22 protein-coding genes are annotated in these 15,409 nt (G+C 30.3%); 19 read left to right on the top strand and 3 right to left on the bottom strand.

The features are described from left to right. Positions 1–24: 24 nt before the first annotated feature. Positions 25–1,182 (top strand): GspE/PulE family protein, encoded by a 1,158-nt coding sequence (locus tag A7L45_RS14145; RefSeq protein WP_084647471.1) that lies wholly within the window; start codon positions 25–27, stop codon positions 1,180–1,182. A 66-nt stretch (positions 1,183–1,248) separates the two neighbouring features. Here A7L45_RS14145 and A7L45_RS14140 read toward each other — a convergent pair whose 3' ends face one another. Together A7L45_RS14140 and A7L45_RS14135 are read right to left on the bottom strand one after the other, a co-directional pair. Then, a complete protein-coding gene (locus A7L45_RS14140; protein WP_071613388.1) occupies positions 1,249–2,325 on the bottom strand; it encodes a site-specific integrase in 1,077 nt (358 codons plus the stop codon). Between the two features lie 5 nt (positions 2,326–2,330). Continuing rightward, the gene (locus A7L45_RS14135; RefSeq protein WP_084647470.1) at positions 2,331–2,738 is read right to left on the bottom strand and encodes a helix-turn-helix domain-containing protein; all 408 of its coding nucleotides are present in this window, start codon (positions 2,736–2,738) and stop codon (positions 2,331–2,333) included. A gap of 216 nt (positions 2,739–2,954) precedes the next feature. On the opposite strand from A7L45_RS14135, the gene A7L45_RS14130 reads away from it, so the two are divergent. The 17 genes from A7L45_RS14130 to A7L45_RS14055 all read left to right on the top strand — a co-directional run bounded on the left by A7L45_RS14130 (position 2,955) and on the right by A7L45_RS14055 (position 14,288). Then, entirely contained in the window at positions 2,955–3,170 is a 216-nt protein-coding gene (locus tag A7L45_RS14130) for a helix-turn-helix domain-containing protein (protein ID WP_071613386.1), read from the top strand. A 54-nt stretch (positions 3,171–3,224) separates the two neighbouring features. Further along, positions 3,225–3,545 carry a MerR family transcriptional regulator gene (locus A7L45_RS14125; protein ID WP_071613385.1) on the top strand — a complete coding sequence of 107 codons (321 nt, stop codon included), beginning with the start codon at positions 3,225–3,227 and terminating at the stop codon, positions 3,543–3,545. 169 nt (positions 3,546–3,714) lie between these two features. Then, positions 3,715–4,080 carry a histidine kinase gene (locus A7L45_RS14120; RefSeq protein WP_236900452.1) on the top strand — a complete coding sequence of 122 codons (366 nt, stop codon included), beginning with the start codon at positions 3,715–3,717 and terminating at the stop codon, positions 4,078–4,080. 139 nt (positions 4,081–4,219) lie between these two features. Beyond that, positions 4,220–4,474 (top strand): AbrB/MazE/SpoVT family DNA-binding domain-containing protein, encoded by a 255-nt coding sequence (locus tag A7L45_RS14115; RefSeq protein ID WP_071613384.1) that lies wholly within the window; start codon positions 4,220–4,222, stop codon positions 4,472–4,474. 23 nt (positions 4,475–4,497) lie between these two features. Further along, positions 4,498–6,432, top strand: coding sequence for an AAA family ATPase (locus A7L45_RS14110; protein ID WP_071613383.1), 1,935 nt, complete (start codon positions 4,498–4,500; stop codon positions 6,430–6,432). Positions 6,433–6,434: 2 nt separating this feature from the next. After that, a complete protein-coding gene (locus tag A7L45_RS14105) occupies positions 6,435–6,737 on the top strand; it encodes a hypothetical protein (protein WP_071613382.1) in 303 nt (100 codons plus the stop codon). Positions 6,738–6,757: 20 nt separating this feature from the next. Next, positions 6,758–7,030, top strand: a complete 273-nt coding sequence (locus A7L45_RS14100; RefSeq protein ID WP_071613381.1) for a hypothetical protein — start codon at positions 6,758–6,760, stop codon at positions 7,028–7,030. Beyond that, positions 7,031–7,795 (top strand): phage recombination protein Bet, encoded by a 765-nt coding sequence (bet, locus tag A7L45_RS14095; protein WP_071613380.1) that lies wholly within the window; start codon positions 7,031–7,033, stop codon positions 7,793–7,795. It begins immediately after the preceding gene. After that, complete coding sequence (locus A7L45_RS14090) at positions 7,796–8,509, top strand: MBL fold metallo-hydrolase (RefSeq protein ID WP_071613379.1); 714 nt, start codon at positions 7,796–7,798, stop codon at positions 8,507–8,509. It begins immediately after the preceding gene. A 2-nt stretch (positions 8,510–8,511) separates the two neighbouring features. Beyond that, complete coding sequence (locus tag A7L45_RS23290) at positions 8,512–8,664, top strand: hypothetical protein (protein WP_169829603.1); 153 nt, start codon at positions 8,512–8,514, stop codon at positions 8,662–8,664. A gap of 26 nt (positions 8,665–8,690) precedes the next feature. Further along, entirely contained in the window at positions 8,691–9,116 is a 426-nt protein-coding gene (locus A7L45_RS14085; RefSeq protein WP_071614985.1) for a single-stranded DNA-binding protein, read from the top strand. 30 nt (positions 9,117–9,146) lie between these two features. Then, positions 9,147–9,755, top strand: coding sequence for a hypothetical protein (locus tag A7L45_RS14080; protein ID WP_071613378.1), 609 nt, complete (start codon positions 9,147–9,149; stop codon positions 9,753–9,755). Positions 9,756–9,847: 92 nt separating this feature from the next. Continuing rightward, positions 9,848–10,276, top strand: a complete 429-nt coding sequence (locus A7L45_RS14075) for a hypothetical protein (protein WP_071613377.1) — start codon at positions 9,848–9,850, stop codon at positions 10,274–10,276. Between the two features lie 2 nt (positions 10,277–10,278). Further along, a complete protein-coding gene (locus A7L45_RS14070) occupies positions 10,279–10,869 on the top strand; it encodes an ERCC4 domain-containing protein (RefSeq protein WP_071613376.1) in 591 nt (196 codons plus the stop codon). 26 nt (positions 10,870–10,895) lie between these two features. Then, entirely contained in the window at positions 10,896–11,096 is a 201-nt protein-coding gene (locus A7L45_RS14065; RefSeq protein WP_071613375.1) for a hypothetical protein, read from the top strand. Between the two features lie 14 nt (positions 11,097–11,110). After that, positions 11,111–11,689, top strand: a complete 579-nt coding sequence (locus A7L45_RS14060) for a 3'-5' exonuclease (RefSeq protein ID WP_071613374.1) — start codon at positions 11,111–11,113, stop codon at positions 11,687–11,689. A gap of 31 nt (positions 11,690–11,720) precedes the next feature. After that, positions 11,721–14,288 carry a CHC2 zinc finger domain-containing protein gene (locus A7L45_RS14055; RefSeq protein WP_071613373.1) on the top strand — a complete coding sequence of 856 codons (2,568 nt, stop codon included), beginning with the start codon at positions 11,721–11,723 and terminating at the stop codon, positions 14,286–14,288. Positions 14,289–14,376: 88 nt separating this feature from the next. Here A7L45_RS14055 and A7L45_RS14050 read toward each other — a convergent pair whose 3' ends face one another. Next, positions 14,377–14,562 (bottom strand): hypothetical protein, encoded by a 186-nt coding sequence (locus tag A7L45_RS14050; RefSeq protein ID WP_071613372.1) that lies wholly within the window; start codon positions 14,560–14,562, stop codon positions 14,377–14,379. A gap of 219 nt (positions 14,563–14,781) precedes the next feature. Between A7L45_RS14050 and A7L45_RS14045 the strand changes: the two genes are divergently transcribed. Further along, the gene (locus A7L45_RS14045) at positions 14,782–15,381 is read left to right on the top strand and encodes a hypothetical protein (RefSeq protein WP_071613371.1); all 600 of its coding nucleotides are present in this window, start codon (positions 14,782–14,784) and stop codon (positions 15,379–15,381) included. The last annotated feature ends 28 nt before the right edge of the window (positions 15,382–15,409 follow it).

Genomic DNA, 15,409 nt, shown 5'->3' with positions numbered 1-15,409 from the left:
ACGGATCAGGAGAGGTAAAATACCATGAAAAAAAATTTGCTTCAAATATTATTAGACAAAAAACTTATTAACACAAGGCAATACAATGAAGTAAAGCAAGTTTCAATTTTAAATAGGTGCAGCGAAGAGCAAATTATTATGAATGACGAAAAAATAGATCTAAAGGAAGTTATTTCTGTAATGGAGATTAATTTTGGAATATCGTATATCGATTTAGATTCTGCATGTATAAAGGATGAAGTCTTTAACTTAATATCAAAGGAGGTCGCTACTAGGTACAATTTAATACCCTTTTATGATAATAACAATGAGGTATATGTTGCCTTTTCAAATCCATTCGAGATAACAGTTATTGATGAACTAAGATTTATAACAAATAAAAAGATTAAGGTCTTTTTCGATCTGACTAGTCATATCGCAGAGGCTATTGAGAACTGTTATGCAAAACAAATTGTAGATGTTGCAGTTGAAGAAATGAAAAAAGAATATAATTTAGAAAGCAAACAGAATAATGAAGATAAGTCTTCTACATTTGGGGCTGAGAACGCGCCGGTTATAAGGATAACGAATTCTTTGTTAAAGAGGGCCATAAATGCAGAAGCTAGTGATATTCATCTAGAGCCTTTTAAGGATTTCGCTTTAATTCGCATGAGAGTAGATGGTATCTTAAATGAAATAAATAAAGTCCCTAAAAATGTATATAAATCCTTATGCACAAGATTAAAGATAATGGCCAACATGGATATAGCTACAAAATTAACTCCGCTAGATGGGAAGATGACAGAAAATATAGACGGTATAGATTATGACTTTAGGGTATCTTCATTGCCTACAATGTATGGCGAGAAGTTAGTTATAAGGGTTTTATACAAAGTAGAAAGATTTATTAATTTGGACTCATTAGGTTTTAGTAAGGAGAAGGTTCTTCTTTTAAAAAATGTATTAAAACTTTCTCATGGAATGATAATAGTAGCAGGACCTACAGGAAGTGGAAAATCAACAACATTATATGCACTACTAAATGAAATTAATAGTAAAACTAAGAATATAGTTACAATAGAGGATCCAATAGAATATAATATGCCTGGAATTAATCAAGTAAACGTAAACAACAAGGCAGGCCTAACTTTTTCAATAGGGCTTAGGAGCATTTTAAGGCAGGATACTTATATAGTTTGTTAAGCACTGAATTTACTGGGGTTTAGATACATTCGTCAAAAGATTCGTCAAAAATAAAGTGAAAAAAAATTACTTAAAAATTTTGTCTATTCTTTTAGCAGCATTTTTAAGCATATCACTTGTTACATGGGAATAGGTTCTATAAGTTTCTTGAACATCATGCCCCAACAACTTAGCAGCTGTTTTAAAATCCATCCCATCCGCTATCAACAAAGTTGCATAAGTATGTCTTAACTCATGTAGGCTAATATCAGCAAGTTCTCTCAACTTAGGATTTAAATATTTAAAAATGCTTGCACTGTTAAATGGTGCTATCCTATTCTTAAGATCAGTAGGGTTATTTTTTTTGTAAAATTTTAATGCATTTAATGTTTTACTTGATATTGGTACTGTCCTATATGAATTTTTGCTCTTTAATGTGCCAAATGTAGAGGGTTTATTTTTTTCAAGTACCTTCCATTGCTTATTAACATCTAATGTTAGATTTATTTCGTCTAGATCATTCCAAGTAAGACCAAGTATTTCACCTAACCTTATTCCTGTATTGGAAGCTATAAAAGCTACTATATAAAATTTATTGTTTATTAAATCATTTAAAAGTTTATCAAGTTCTGGTTTAGTAAGTGCTTTTTTATTAGTTTTATTTTTTTCCTTAGGTACTTTTATTTTTTCGGTCGGTAAGTTTACAATTATATTTAGATCTTCCTTAACATATTTTAAAAAAGTATTTAACCTTACTACATGTGATGTAATTGTACTTTGCTTTAAACCTTCTTTAACTAATTTATCTACGACACCTTGAATATCAATTTTCTGTATATCTTTTATTTTAATAGAATTTAGACACTTAAATTTAGAAAAGGTATTTTCAGAAGCCTTCACTGTATTATATTCCTTATATAAATTGCTATGCTTTAAATACATTTTAGAGACTTCCTTAAAGGTTTGATTTGCACCGTCTACATCTACATTATTTTTAATGCTAGACTCTAAATCTTCTAACATCTTTTCAGCAATAGGTTTGGCATCTCTCTTAGTTTTAAAGCCTTGCTTGCTTTTCTGTTTCCACTTATTATCAATATCTTTATAACTTATTATAAATTGCCAACCTTTGTCTTTTTGTCTATAAGTAATATTATGTTCCAAATAAATTAATCCTCCTTAATAGCTTCTTTTTTTATTTTTTGCTTTTCTAATATATGTGTCACATCTGCTTTCATTGCAGCAATTAAAACTTCTTCAACAGAAGAACTAAAATCTTTACTACCGCTTTTTAATAACCCAATATTGCTTAATTGATTTATGGCATCCTTTAAACATTTAAACTCTTCTCTTTTTTCTATTAGTTCCACTTCATCAGTTATTCCATATTTCCAATATTCCTCAGGAAGCTTAGATAAAACTACTAATCTCTGTAAAACGTTTTTGCTCACTGGCTTCTTACCACTCTCAATTGAACTGTAAAATGATTCACCTATTTTTAATAGAGTAGCCATTTCTTTATTGTTCTCTAAGCCTAATTCGCTTTTAAATTTTTTTAATCTATCAACTATTGTCAACACAATCACCTCAATTACCATTATATATGATTTTACATAAATGTAAAGTAGGCAAACTAAATTTGCCAAAAAGAAAATGTGATTAAATTCGATATAATCCGAGCTTATTAGAGAATGTATGCGACAATGTGGTTAAATGGTAAAATATAAGAGTTTGCTAAAAAGCAAATTACAGTTATTATAAATGTATCGGATGAAGCAAAGGAGGGGAACGAAATGGATCTTAAGCAGCTTAGGCTAGACAACGGGATAAAATTAATGAAATTAGCTGAAATACTTGAAATCAGCAGGCAACAGTACAGCAACATTGAAAAAGGGAAAGGAAAGATGAATGCAGGAAGAATTGAAAAGCTTTCAAAAAAATTCAATATTGAACCGTTACTAATTTTAAAAGCATGGGAGGAGACAAAATCAAATGAAAAAAGATGTTGAATACACTGAACTACTACTTAAATTATTGGATAGTATAAAAAATGAGGGCAAGTAATGGACAGGCTTTTAACTAAAAAGGATTTAGCGGAACGATGGCAAGTAACTGAAACATCAATAGATAACTGGAGAAGAGAGGGAACTCTAACAGCATGTAAAGGGATGCCGGTAATAAGATTCTCACCGCAACATATTGCAGAGCTAGAAGGTACTAAACTTGAAAAGTTTTCTCCATTACAAAGAAAGAAACTTGAAAAAGAGTTGGAAAGTAGAAACATAATAGTTGAATTGAGGGATAAAGAAATAGCAGATTTAAAATTAAAAATCACAAGAATGTTATCAATAGGTGCAGAAGGTATCTATTCAAAGGAAGCATAGTCATATAATCATATCTTGATAATTCTAACCCAGTTACACCGCAAGGGTGTACAGGCTCCCCAACAGAGGGCAATAAAAATATAAAAAAAAGAAAAGTAATGAAGATATAAATAATAAATTTCTAATTAAACACACACACTATTGAAAACTTAATAGGAGTGTGAATTATATGGATATTAGCAAGGATGATTTAATAAAAATTATTAATGAGACTATTAAAGAAGTGTTACCAAAGGAAGGAGTGGAGTATAAATTGCTAACACAGCAAGATATTGCCGGTAGATGGCAGTTAACTGTAAGAGCGGTAGAGAATTGCAGAAAGGCTGGAATCATAACAGCGGTAAAAGGAGTTCCTGGGATAAGGTTTAATCTTCAACAAATTGAAGAACTGGAAGGTACTAAGTTAGAAAGATTTTCCCCCATTGAAAGAAAAAAATTAGAGCGAGAAATCGAAGCACTAAAACAGAAAATCGCAACATATGAAGATGTAAGAGCAATCATTTTGAGTGCATCAACAAAAATGATAAATCTATAGTCAAATAATTATATTTTAATAAAGATAACCACATAGCATCGCAATGGTGTATAGGATCCAACAGGGCAATAAAAATATAAAACAAACAAAGTTTTAGAAAAAATAAATTAAAAAACAAATTAAAAGGAGAATGTTAATTATGAAAAGTACAGGAATAGTAAGAAAAGTGGACGAGTTAGGAAGAGTAGTTATTCCAATAGAATTAAGAAGAACTTTGGGTATAGCTATTAAAGATGCTTTAGAAATATATACAGAGGATGATACTATAATTCTTAAAAAATATACACCTGACTGCATACTTTGTGGTGAGAACAATAATGATCTAGTTAACTATAAAGGAAAAAATATTTGTAAAAGTTGTTTGAAAGATATTGGCAAAAGTAAACTTCTATAAAACTTGGGGGAGGGAATATATAAATGAACATCATAATTGAACAATTAAGAGTCATCCAATTTAAAGGTATTACTGAACAATTAATTAAATTTGGAAAAGTTACAAATATCTATGGAGAGAATGGAACTGGAAAAACAACTATACCTGATGCATTTACTTTCTTATTATTTGATAAAGATAGCAAGGATAGCGCTAAATTTGATGCACAACCATTAGATTCAAATAATAATCATATTCATAACCTTGAAACCGTAATTGAAGCTACATTGGATATAGATGGTAAACAAGTAGTTTTAAAAAGGATATATAAAGAAAAATACACTAAGATTAAGGGTACTTCTAAGTTAGACTTCAAAGGCCACGAATCAGAGTATTACGTAAATGATGTTCCAATGAAGGTCACAGAGTATAAAAAGTATATAGGAAGCTTACTAAATGAAGATACTTTTAAATTGCTTACAAGTCCAACGTATTTCGCTAGTTTAGATAAGAAAAAAAGGATGGAAATTATAACTGAAATAGTTGGAGATTTAGACAATATGACTGTACTTGATTCTAAGAAAGAACTTGAATCACTTCGCAAACATTTAATAGAGCATACAGTAAATGAACTTATGAAAATGACTAGGAGCAAAGTTAATAAGTTAAAAGAAGACCGAATAAAATTGCCAACTAGGATTGATGAAGCTACTAAGAGCATCCAGGAGTTTGACTTTGATGCATTAGAAATTCAAAGAACTGATACTGAATCCGCTATAAAAAGTATTGAAGCTCAATTACTAGACAAAAGTAAAGAAAATGAAGGCCTATATACTTTAAAATCTGAATTTAGGGAAAAAGAATCTGAGTTATTGGATCTTGAATATAAGATTAATGCTAATAAGAATAAACCAAGAGAAATATTAGAAAGTGATATACGGACAAAAGAATCTAGTGTAAGACATTCAAATGGGGTTGTACTTGAGTATGCAGATTCTATACGTGTAAAGAAAAATAAAATAGCTAATATACTTGACCCCAGATTAAAGAAATTACTTGAAACCTATAAAGCTATAAAGGAATTAAAGTTTGAATTTGATGAAAATAGTTGCACTTGTCCAACCTGTCAACGGAAATTTGAAACTGAGGATATAGAAGCCGAAAAAATAAAGCTAGAAGGTAACTTCAATTTAGAAAAAGTTAAAAAAATAGAAAAAAATGTTATTGAAGGTAAGGCAACTAAAGCAGAAATAGTAAGATTAAATCTAGAAATTACGAAGCTGGATGAAGAAATAGAAGATCAAAAAGGAGATCAGGCACTAATTCAAAAATCATTAGATGCAAAAAAAGAAGAATTGCAAGAACTTAAAACTGCACCAGTAGGCGAATCTTCTGAAACTAAAGATATTAAAACAGAAATTGAAGGCTTAGATAATAAAATTAAAAATTATAAAGCAGCAGATACCACGGAATTAAATGCTAAGAAAGTTGAGTTAAAAACAAGCTTAAAAGAAGTTGAAAATCAACTTGCGTTTAAGGATGCTAATGAAAAAACTTTAAAAAGAATTGAAACGCTTAAAGCCGAAGAGTTAAAGGTAAGCGAGAAAATAGCTGAATTAGAGGGCATAGAAATATTATCTGAAGAATTTATAAGGACTAAGGTACAACTATTGGAAGAGACAGTTAATTCTAAGTTCAAATATGTAACTTTTAAAATGTTCAGGAACCAAAATAACGGCGGACTAGAAGAAGTATGTGAGCCTTGCATAAATGGAGTTCCATTTACTAGCAATCTGAATACTGCTGCAAAGATTAATGCTGGATTAGATATTATAAATACACTGTGCACCCATTATGGTGTCAATGCACCAATTTTTATTGATAACAAAGAATCTGTAAATAAAATAATTGATGTAGATAGCCAGGTAATTAATTTAATTGTTAGTAAAGATAAAAAGTTAAAAGTTGAGGTGATGTAAAAGTGGATATAAAAACACTCCAATACATGCAAATAAGAGTTAGAAAAGCTCAAGAATTATTTAGGAAACTAGCTGTAATAAATGAAACAATTGAATTAATAAATAACAGTAAGGCTTTAAGTGAGATTAGTATCGAAGTACCTGGTGGCGCTAAAGACTTAGTAAGACGGCATGCAGGTATTGAAAACAGTAATAGCAACGGTGGAAATAGCAATAGAGAACTTTATGAAATACTCAGACCAGTTCTACTTAATGAATTTATAGACAAACGTGTAAAACTTCAAAAAGAACTTAATGAAATATAAGAAGTTGAGGTGAATTATAAATGTCAAAGCAATTTGTAAAAGGCAATGTTTATGTTTTTAGCAAGAAAAAGCTTTTAAAGAATATGCGAAAGATATATCACAATAATAGATCGTCATCAAGAAACACATGGGCCAACAAGGTAAATGGAAATATTGTTACAGTTTCTAATGCAGGGAATGCTTGGGTTAAAAACTATAGTGATGAGAATTATGTTAAGACGTACAGTGTTGATCCTGAATGGTGCAAATGTATAAAAAATAATAATCCCAAAATTGAAAGCGAGGAAATATAAATGACAGAAAAAAATAATACCAAAAGCAGTGCAGTAACATTATTGGAAAAAGAAATGGTATATACAGTTGGAGACGAAGAGGTTAAATTAACCGCCAATATAGTAAAAACATTTATAGCAAGAGGAACTAAAAATGTTACAGATAAAGAGCTAGTAATCTTCATGAACTTATGTAAATATAGAAAACTTAACCCATTTTTGAATGAGGCATATTTAGTTAAATTTGGTGAGGATGCACAGATAGTAGTTGGTAAAGAAGCACTTATGAGAAAAGCTGAAGAAAGTCCAAGATATAAAGGTCATAAAGCCGGAATAATAGTGGTCAGAGAAAAGGAAATATTAGAGTTAGAAGGTTGCTTCAAGCTTAAGACTGACGTTTTAGTAGGTGGATGGGCACAAATTTTCGTTGAAGGAAAAGATTATCCAGTTGTTGCAAAGGTTGCGCTAACTGAATACAGCACAGGTAAGAGCATATGGACCAATAAACCAAGCACGATGATTAGGAAAGTTGCACTAGTCCAAGCCTTAAGAGAAGCGTTCCCTACAGAAGTAGGCGCATTATACGCTAAAGAAGAACTTGGAGTCGATGAAGATAAAATAATCAACGTACAGCATGAAGTTAAAGAAGAAATTAAAAATGAAGCTAATAAAGATGAACTTGATATAAATGAAACACCTGAAGATGATACGGAAGTAATAGACGCTGAAATAGTTGAGAATAAAAATGATGAAAAAAGTGAGGAGAAAGGTGATGATCCTTACTAAATGATTAAAGTATTAGCCTCAGGAAGTTCTGGCAATTGTTATATTATCGAATCTGGATTAGAAAAGTTAGTTATTGAGTGTGGAATAGATTATAAAAGTATTTTAAAAGGTCTGAATTATAGCATAAAAGGGGTTGTGGGATGCTTAATATCTCATAAACATGAAGATCATTGTAAAAGTTTAAAAAAGATATATGAAAACTTTCCAAAGATAGCTGCTCCAATGGAAGTTTTAGTGAAATTCAAATATGACAATTATCATAAAAGCATATTAGTACAGTCTAAAAGTACCTTTAAAATAGGTGAATTCACTGTAATGCCATTCAATTGCCAGCACACCAATTCTGATGAATCTGAGTGTGAAAATCTAGGCTATATAATACAACACAAATTAATAGGAAAAGTTTTATTTGCAACAGATACTTACTATTTAAAATATAAGTTCAAAGATATAGATCACATATTAATTGAATGTAATTATTCAGAATCAACTATAGATATGTTAGATCCACGGGACCAAAGGACATTTAAGTCTCATATGAGTTTAGAAACTTTAAAAACAACTTTAAGCACTTGGGATTTATATAAAACTAAAACAATAACATTAATCCATTTATCTCATAACAATGGAGAGCCTGAACGATTTAAAAAAGAGATAGAAGCATTAACTGGTATACCAACTTACATTGCTATAGAGGGACTAGAGGTGGGGTAAAAATGACTCCTGAAAACAAGAAAAACTTTATGGCTTATGTAAACAAAAGAATAGAAGAAAAAAGGCTTAAAGAGAAAAATAATGATAAAAATGTTGATGATTATAATACGACTAAGACGTGGAAATTCAGAAAGATAAGGGAATATAAGCGATGATGGGCAATAAAAAGGAGTGGATTAGGATGAATAAAGTAGCTTTAGTCGGAAGATTAACTAAGGATCCTGAACTTAGATTCGCTCAGGGGACAGGAACTGCAGTATGTAAATTTACGATTGCTGTAAATAGAAGATTTAAAAAAGAAGGACAACCAGACGCAGACTTTCTTCCAGTAACCGTGTTTAACAAACAAGCCGAGGCAACCGCAAATTATATGAGAAAAGGGAGTCAAGTAGCTATAGCTGGAACTATACAAACATCTAACTATATGAAGGATGAAGTGAGAGTATATAAAACAGAAATTATAGCAGATGAGGTTGATTTTTTAGATAATAAAAATAAAGATAATAATTCTAATGGTGGGAATAATACTGGAACCAATGCTGGGGATAATGATTTTGGAAGCGTAAGCGACGTAACTCCGCTGGACGATTCTGACATTCCGTTTTGACAAATAATGGGATGAAACAAGGGGGTTTTTATGGGATATGTACATGGCATTAGGTGGAGTGATGAACTTATAGAAAATAAAATCTATGAAGTTATGAGGATATTGGATATAAATAGAATGCCTAGCGCATCGGAAACAGAATTAATTTTAAGAGATTCTTCTCTTTCGAATAAAATTGCTAAAACTGGTGGATTTAACGAATGGGCAACTAAGTTGGGACTCAATATAAAGAAGTCTGAAACACAGCTTGGTCATATATTCGAAGATAAAGCTAAAATATTAATTGAAAATATGGGTTATACGGCTGAACAAATGAGTTGTAAATATCCATTTGATATACTGGCAAATGGGAAGATCAGTATCGATGTAAAATCATCAAAAGTTTATATATCACATGGAAGTCGAGTTCATACTGTAGGAATAAACAAAAAATATGCAACATGTGACCTATACTTAATATTTGCACTTGATGAAGATGAAAATATAGAACGAACTTTTATTATACCAGGATGTGATTTAAGAGTTACCTCAATGAATTTTGGCAGGGACAGTATATATAATATTTACCTTGATAGATGGGATTTATTAAAAAAATATAATGATTTTTATAATAATTTAGCTTCAGTGGCGAAGGTATAGTTTCAGAAAATCACCCAAAGAATCTAAGTCAATTGATATTGTCACATTTTAAAAGTATCAATTGACTACCAAATAATAAAGGGGGAATAAGCATGAATATTAAATCAGTAAAATTAAGGATTGCAAACAAAAGATTGAAATCAGAATTAAAAAAATGTAAACATAAGATTTTATATGAAAATGCTCATGTTAAATTAGTTAATAGCCTAGAAGATGCTTATGAAAATGAGCAAAATGAAAATCAATTTTTGAAAAAAACTAATAAAGAATATATCTATAAATACTATATCTTGTTACAAAAAGATGAAGTACTTGAAAAAGATCTATCACTTTGTAAAAGAAAATTATTAGCAGCTGAAACTATGACAATAGATTATAGATCATTACTTAAAGATTATAAGGATAACATTCAGAGGCTAAGTAAGGATATTGCAATTTTGACAACGAAAAATGAATATCTTGAAAGCTCTGGTACCGGAATTGCTAATAGGATTAAAAATATATTAAAAAGAGGTAAGTGAAAATGAATTATAAGTTTACAGAAACAGAAATAAAAAAATTATTGAAAGAAAATTTCATGATTTTATATGATACACGAGAACAAATAAATAAAAATCAACATATTTTAGATTATTTTGACAAGAAAAAAATCAGTTATAAAAGGCAAAAAATTGATGAAGGTGACTATACCGCAATTATTACTAAGTGTGAAAAGATGGGCATATATAGAGATTTATATTTCCCTATAGGAGTTGAACGTAAAAATTCTGTAGATGAATTGGCTGGGAATCTCGGTGAGGAAACTGATACTCATGATGATATAAGACTTATAAGAGAGTTACGAAGAGCTAAAGAGAAAGGTATTAAAATGTTTTTATTGATAGAGGATGAACATGGGAGGGAAAATATAAAGGCTGGTAAGTATAGAAGTTTATATCTACCAAAATCTTTTATGGCCAGATTAAGAAGTCTTCAGGATCAGTTTCTTACCAACACTGTATTTATAAATAAAAATGATTCAGGGGAAGAGATATTCGGAATACTCCATTATGCTGTAAGAAACTTTTTAAAGGGTGGATACATGGATATTGGACCTGAAGAAGTAGATGTATAAAATCTAAAAGTTGAAGGGTGAGATTAATGGCCAACGTAAAAACAATTGATGTTAATAGAGCAATTGAACTTTATGAAAAATATGGGTCTATGAATAGAGCTGCATTAAGTTTGGGCTGTTCTCCGGTAAAGTTGAAACAGATATTAATTGAAAATAAAATTGAAATTAAAATATATAAAGCAGCTAGATGGGATACAAAAGCTAGAGCAAATAAAGTAAATGCATAGGAGGAGGTTCACTTTTGAAAAAATTATTTATAGATACTGAAACAAGTGGATTTAAGCCAGGACAAATATGCCAACTCACCTATACGATTACCGAGGATGATAAGGTGACGGTGGCTAAAAATTTCTTTCTTAGTTGTGATTATATTGATCCAGGCGCAGAAAAGGTGCATGGGTTTTCGGTAGAAAGATTGAAGATCCTCTCAGGTGGAAAAACATTTAAGGATATTGCTGCAGAAGTTGCAGATGATTTAAAAGATGGGATTTTTATAGCTCATAATGCTCCATTTGATGTTAATTTTGTAAAGACTGAAATAGAAAGAGCCCAATATCCTTTTGAAATTAGAGAAAGCTTTTGTACAATGAGGCACTTCACCAATATTATAAAGTTAAAAGGCAAATATGGTAAATACAAGTTTCCTAAATTAGAGGAGACAATGCAATTTTTAAAAATAGATAGTGAAAGTAAGCAATTTGATAGAGAATTACAAAGGCTTTATGGTGACGATGGTATATCGTTCCATGATGCCAGGTTTGATGTGTGTGGGTTGATAATGGTGTATTACAAAGCAATAAAAATGGGATATAAAATGTGAAACATGCAGCATAAGGATGTGATACGGATAAATGGATATTGAGGATATAGACTTAAAATCATTAATAGAAACTGAAACTGGACAACGATTTAATAGAGAAAAGAAAATTTGTTGTGTGTTTCATAAGGATAAAACTCCTTCACTTGCAGTTAAATTTTTAAGCAATGCAAATAAGGAGAGATATAAGTGTTATGGATGCGGTGAAGAAGGCGACGCGGTTGACTTCATTATGAAAACTAGAAACATGAAGTACCCAGAAGCTAGAGAGTACCTTGGAATTCCATTAGAAAAAACTTTACAAGAAACACAAATTGATGAAATTAGAGGTTATATAGATTGGGAGATCAAAACACTTGCGTTTAAAAAAGATTTCAAGTTACTAGCAATATTTAATTTTGTAGATAGAGATAATAATCCTGTATATTATAAAGCTAAATTTATGAAACCAGATGGGAAAAAAGCATCATCATATTATCATATTGATAATGGTAAAGTTATAAATAAAAGAAAAGGTGATGAATTATTATATAACCTATATAACGTAATTATTGGGTTAAGACAAGATAAAATAATAGTTGTAACTGAAGGTGAGAAAGATGCTAACACCTTAAACTCTATACTTAAAAACAAAAATTATGTAGTTACAAGTAGCAAAGGGTTTAAAGATTTCTCAATGTTACGGGGTGCTAAAATTTTCATTTGCGGTGACACTGGAGCTGCAGGTACAAAGTATATAGAAAATATTAAATTTGAGTTATTAGAAGATTCTCCATCCTTTAAAATAATTAATCTTCAAGGTATTAAAGCACTTGGAGATAACAAAGATGTAACGGACTGGTTAGAATCTGGACACACTAAGAATGACTTATACCAGGCATTTAAGCGAAGTTTAGATTTAAAATGTAGATTTGAATTACAACAAGATTTCAATGGAATCTATAAAATGGTTAAAAGCAAAGGTGACGAAGAAGTTTTTAATAAAATATATATAACAAATTTCAACTTATTAGAAGCTTCAAGAATTAATTTCATAGATAAAGATAATGAAGGTGTAAAACTAGTGATGAGGTCTTTCACAGGCTCTAAGATAGAGAGACTGGATGAAGTAAACGTATTTGATGATATTCGAGCATTTAAAGGATTCCTAGGTACTATGGACCTTTCCTTTACAGGGAATATTAATGATTTAACAATGTTAAAGACCTGGGTTAATAATTATTTTGCCTTAGATGTAGAACAAGTTCATACCGGTGTAAAATTCATGGATCAAATGCTTATAACGAATGATGGTTCATTTACAAAAGGGAAAATTGATACATCCATTAAATGTGAAGATGGCGTCGAACTTAATTTAGTTAATATTGAAAATATAAACTGTGAAGAGTTAACTGAAGTAATGGAACATTTATTCACATTTGCCACGCTTGAAAAAACTTTTAGTATCATTGGATCAATAGTTAATTTCTTAGCTGTAGGACAAAGCCAGGCATTAAATTTAAAAAATCATTTTCTCTTTATTATTGGAGAAAGTGGAGGAGGTAAAAGTACCATTCTAGAAAAGGTTATAGCTCCTCTGCTAAATTATCCTTTGTCAGATAAAAATTCTATTGGTGATATAACTCCTTTTGCTCTCATTAAAAATTTGAGTGAAGGTAATTATCCATCATTATTTGAAGAGTACAAGCCTAGTCAAATGGATAATCATAAAGTTTCAAAATTGAGTGGAATCTTTAGAAATTTATATGATAGGTCCACAATTTCTAGGGGAGATAAAAGTTTTAAAAATAAATGTTTTCAGCTTAATAGATCCATGGTTTTAGTTGGAGAAGAATGTTTTCCGAATGCAGAAAAAGCTTTGATGGAAAGATCCTGTATAATTTATTTATCTAAAAAGGAAAGAACCCCAAAACATACTCAAAACATGGCTTGGTTGACTAACAATGAACCATTATTAAATAAACTAGGTAAAAGTTTAATAGAAACTATATTGGGATTAAGTACAGAAGACTATAAAAGTATAAGAGAAGCCGCAGCTCTTAAAATAGATGGATTAAGAGATAGGACCTTAAATACTGCAATCAATGTATGTTCTGGGATAGAAATATTCAATTTACTTCTAAAAAAGCTAGGACTTAAACAAATAATTAAACATGTAGAATATATTGTTAGAAATATAGAAGAAGAAGTTTTGGACGATGGGAACGAAGCTTTGTCTCAAGTTGAACTAATGCTTAAACAATATAATTCTATGATAGAAGATAATAGAATTCGCGAGATTGAGACGGTTATACAACGAAGGGATGATTGCCTATATCTCAAAAGTTCAGAAATGTTAAATCAAATAAATGAATATTTAAGAAGTGTTAATAGTAATTGGATCCCGTTAGACTTAAAAGACTTTAGAAAACAGGCTATGAAGGCAGGTTATTTGACTGGTAAAGGAAATAAATCTATAAATCTAGGTACTTTAGCAGATAGAAAAACGGTGAGATATGATACCTGTGATGTTGAAATGTTCCGAAAACTTGATGTAACGAGGATACTTCCTAATGAATTAGAAGAAATAAAAGGATATGACAATATAATCCCATTCAACTAAGAGATAGTACGGAATTGCTAAAAATGACGAAATACGATAGTTAGAAATGGAAAATGAAAAGTTGCTCAGTGGAGCAACCTTCATGTAATTAATCATTTTCGCTTTTAAATTTTTCGTATTCATAAATCATTGCTCCTGCTATCTCGGCAGACATGATGGCTATGCTATTAAGTAACTCTTCTTGTAGCTTATCAGAGTTACCTTCAGCAGTATGTTCTTTAATGACTTTATCTCTAATAACGATTAATTGTTTGCCTAATGTTTTAAGTTCCAATCAAATCACCCCCTGATTTACACATTAAACATTACCACTTTTATAAAAATATTACAAGGCAAAAGTTTGATGTTGAGTGAATCTATAGTACGAAATAAAATAGTTCTTTGAAAATTGAATAGCGGTATAAAAAAATATCAAAATAATGTTATAATTTCAATATAAATTAATATGTAATTTTGTAATAGTATCTAATGTCTATACAAGGGGGAATTATTAATGTATGTAATTACAGATGAAGAGTATTTAAGTAGATTAAAAGACCAATTCGATTTCTTAAAAGTAGAATTTAGTGAATATGAAAAAGGTAAGGGCCATTTTGCTTTAAAAATGGCAGCTACTTTAAGAACGATTTTTCATAAAACAGATCAATCTCTTTCCATACTGCCTGATTTAGCGACACGAAATGGTATAGAAATTTATTTTAAAGGCAAAGATCAGACCCGTATAGATGCATATACTTCGTTGTATATTGGGTTTACAATTGGACAAAAGAGACCATGTCTTGATGCACCATTTTTAATAAAAAAAGCATTTGAAGATTATTGGAAAGAGATAGTATACGTCGAAGGTAATATTAGATATACACGGAGTCAACTAGTTCTTTGGGCAGCAAATAAATTAGGTGGAGTCCACGTTGATCCAAGAATACAAGATAAATTACTGCATGTTATTGATGGGTCTGTGAAACTAGTATCTGGTCAGTATGGTGAAGAGACTATTATCAATCAAGTTGTATACGAAATGGCATGTCAAGTGTTAATTGTTTTAGAAGAACTAATTCCTAAACTTGAAAGTACAATAAATAATAAGTCATAACTGTAAAATTTCAATTTAAAGACTTTCT

This window comes from Clostridium estertheticum subsp. estertheticum (assembly GCF_001877035.1).
GTDB classification, from domain to species: domain Bacteria; phylum Bacillota; class Clostridia; order Clostridiales; family Clostridiaceae; genus Clostridium_AD; species Clostridium_AD estertheticum.
The sequence above is the reverse complement of the archived record's forward strand: the minus strand, read 5'-3'. Positions and strand labels throughout refer to the sequence as shown.